Genomic DNA, 443 nt, shown 5'->3' with positions numbered 1-443 from the left:
TTTGGCGCGGTGCTATCAACATTCGAGTGGTTATCACCTCCCGGCAAAGTGGTTAATGGGATACTCACAGCATCATTGCCTGCTGTGTCTTGGATTGCGGATGTATCGTTATTTGGACTTGGATCGGTGTAGCGATAACTCACGCTTTGCCCTATTCCAATTGCTGGAACGAAGCTCAGTAAGACATCGTTGCCTGTCACACTAATACTGCTTGGCGTAACAGTTTGACCATTAATGGTGATGCTGAAATGACTCGCATTCGGTAGATTCACACCATCTAAAGCTTCGTTGTAGTGGAATACCAATTGTCCTGCTGGATTGACTTCTACACTTTGTAGTTGCGGTGCTGTATTGTCAGCAACTGGTGTCGTTGGAACTGTAGAATTATTATTAACTAGTGTTGAACTTAAGTCTGTAGCATCGTTTCCTGCGATGTCTTGAAT

General features: G+C 44.2%; 1 protein-coding gene. It reads right to left on the bottom strand.

Annotated features, from left to right (window positions below; translation table 11 throughout):
- Nucleotides 1–443 (bottom strand): SwmB domain-containing protein (locus CDA10_RS16710; RefSeq protein WP_213062858.1); only part of this gene is annotated, 443 nt, incomplete at both ends.

The organism is Acinetobacter piscicola, from assembly GCF_002233755.1.
GTDB classification, from domain to species: domain Bacteria; phylum Pseudomonadota; class Gammaproteobacteria; order Pseudomonadales; family Moraxellaceae; genus Acinetobacter; species Acinetobacter piscicola.
Note: the sequence above shows the minus strand (reverse complement) of the source record. Positions and strands in the feature narration are given on the sequence as shown.